The sequence below is a fragment of the Virgibacillus sp. M23 genome (genome assembly GCF_034190895.1).
Taxonomy (GTDB): domain Bacteria; phylum Bacillota; class Bacilli; order Bacillales; family Amphibacillaceae; genus Virgibacillus; species Virgibacillus salarius.
The window spans coordinates 1-2,218 of the sequence record NZ_JAWDHA010000119.1; the positions used below are offsets into that span (position 1 = coordinate 1).

Sequence of the window (2,218 nt, forward strand, 5' to 3'; positions counted from 1 at the left end):
GTCAGGTAACACTGACTGGAGGCCCGAACCCACGTATGTTGAAAAATGCGGGGATGAGGTGTGGGTAGGGGTGAAATGCCAATCGAACACGGAGATAGCTGGTTCTCTCCGAAATAGCTTTAGGGCTAGCCTCAAGGAACGAGTACTGGAGGTAGAGCACTGATTGGACTAGGGGCCCTCACCGGGTTACCGAATTCAGTCAAACTCCGAATGCCAGCTACTTTGCCTTGGGAGTCAGACTATGGGTGATAAGGTTCATAGTCGAAAGGGAAACAGCCCAGACCGCCAGCTAAGGTCCCAAAGTATACGTTAAGTGGAAAAGGATGTGGAGTTGCTTAGACAACCAGGATGTTGGCTTAGAAGCAGCCACCATTTAAAGAGTGCGTAATAGCTCACTGGTCGAGTGACTCTGCGCCGAAAATGTACCGGGGCTAAACGTATCACCGAAGCTGCGGATTGTTCTTACGAACAATGGTAGGAGAGCGTTCTAAGTGCTGTGAAGTCAGACCGTGAGGACTGGTGGAGCGCTTAGAAGTGAGAATGCCGGTATGAGTAGCGAAAAAAGAGTGAGAATCTCTTTCACCGAATGCCTAAGGTTTCCTGAGGAAGGCTCGTCCTCTCAGGGTTAGTCGGGACCTAAGCCGAGGCCGAAAGGCGTAGGCGATGGACAACAGGTAGATATTCCTGTACCACCTCATGAGCGTTTGAACGATGGGGGGACGCAGAAGGATAAGGAAAGCGCACCGATGGATGTGTGCGCCCAAGCAGTGAGGAAGTCGAATAGGCAAATCCGTTCGACGATTTCAAGCTGTAACGGGGAGGGAAATAGAGTACCGAAGTTCCTGATTTCACACTGCCAAGAAAAGCCTCTAGTGAGTTCATAGGTGCCCGTACCGCAAACCGACACAGGTAGGCGAGGAGAGAATCCTAAGGTGAGCGGGAGAACTCTCGTTAAGGAACTCGGCAAAATGACCCCGTAACTTCGGGAGAAGGGGTGCTCCTCTGCCGAGGAGCCGCAGTGAATAGGCCCAAGCGACTGTTTAGCAAAAACACAGGTCTCTGCGAAGCCGAAAGGCGAAGTATAGGGGCTGACACCTGCCCGGTGCTGGAAGGTTAAGGGGAAGCGTTAGCACTTTTGTGCGAAGCGTAGAACCGAAGCCCCAGTAAACGGCGGCCGTAACTATAACGGTCCTAAGGTAGCGAAATTCCTTGTCGGGTAAGTTCCGACCCGCACGAAAGGTGCAACGACTTGGGCACTGTCTCAACGAGAGACCCGGTGAAATTATACTATGTGTGAAGATGCACATTACCCGCGACAGGACGGAAAGACCCCGTGGAGCTTTACTGTAGCCTGATATTGAATGTTGGTACAGCTTGTACAGGATAGGTGGGAGCCATCGAAGCGTGAGCGCTAGCTTACGTGGAGGCATCCGTGGGATACCACCCTGGCTGTACGAACCTTCTAACCCAGGACCGTGATCCGGTTCGGAGACAGTGTCAGGCGGGCAGTTTGACTGGGGCGGTCGCCTCCCAAAAGGTAACGGAGGCGCCCAAAGGTTCCCTCAGAATGGTTGGAAATCATTCGCAGAGTGTAAAGGCAGAAGGGAGCTTGACTGCGAGACCTACAAGTCGAGCAGGGACGAAAGTCGGGCTTAGTGATCCGGTGGTTCCGCATGGAAGGGCCATCGCTCAACGGATAAAAGCTACCCCGGGGATAACAGGCTTATCTCCCCCAAGAGTTCACATCGACGGGGAGGTTTGGCACCTCGATGTCGGCTCATCGCATCCTGGGGCTGTAGTCGGTCCCAAGGGTTGGGCTGTTCGCCCATTAAAGCGGTACGCGAGCTGGGTTCAGAACGTCGTGAGACAGTTCGGTCCCTATCCGTCGTGGGCGTTGGAAGTTTGAGAGGAGCTGTCCTTAGTACGAGAGGACCGGGATGGACACACCGCTGGTGTACCAGTTGTTCCGCCAGGAGCATAGCTGGGTAGCTACGTGTGGCAGGGATAAGTGCTGAAAGCATCTAAGCATGAAGCCCCCCTCAAGATGAGACTTCCCATCACTTCAAGTGAGTAAGATCCCTCAGAGATGATGAGGTTGATAGGTTCGAGGTGGAAGCGTGGTGACACGTGGAGCTGACGGATACTAATCGATCGAGGACTTAACTAACTTCTTTTGGTTGTCGTTGAATGATCTCTTATTTAGTTTTTAGGGTACAAA

The 2,218-nt window shown here is 52.8% G+C and carries 1 rRNA gene; it reads left to right on the plus strand.

The window, feature by feature from the left end:
• Window positions 1–2,167 (plus strand): 23S ribosomal RNA (locus RVS70_RS21470); the annotation flags it as partial.
• Window positions 2,168–2,218: the final 51 nt, after the last annotated feature.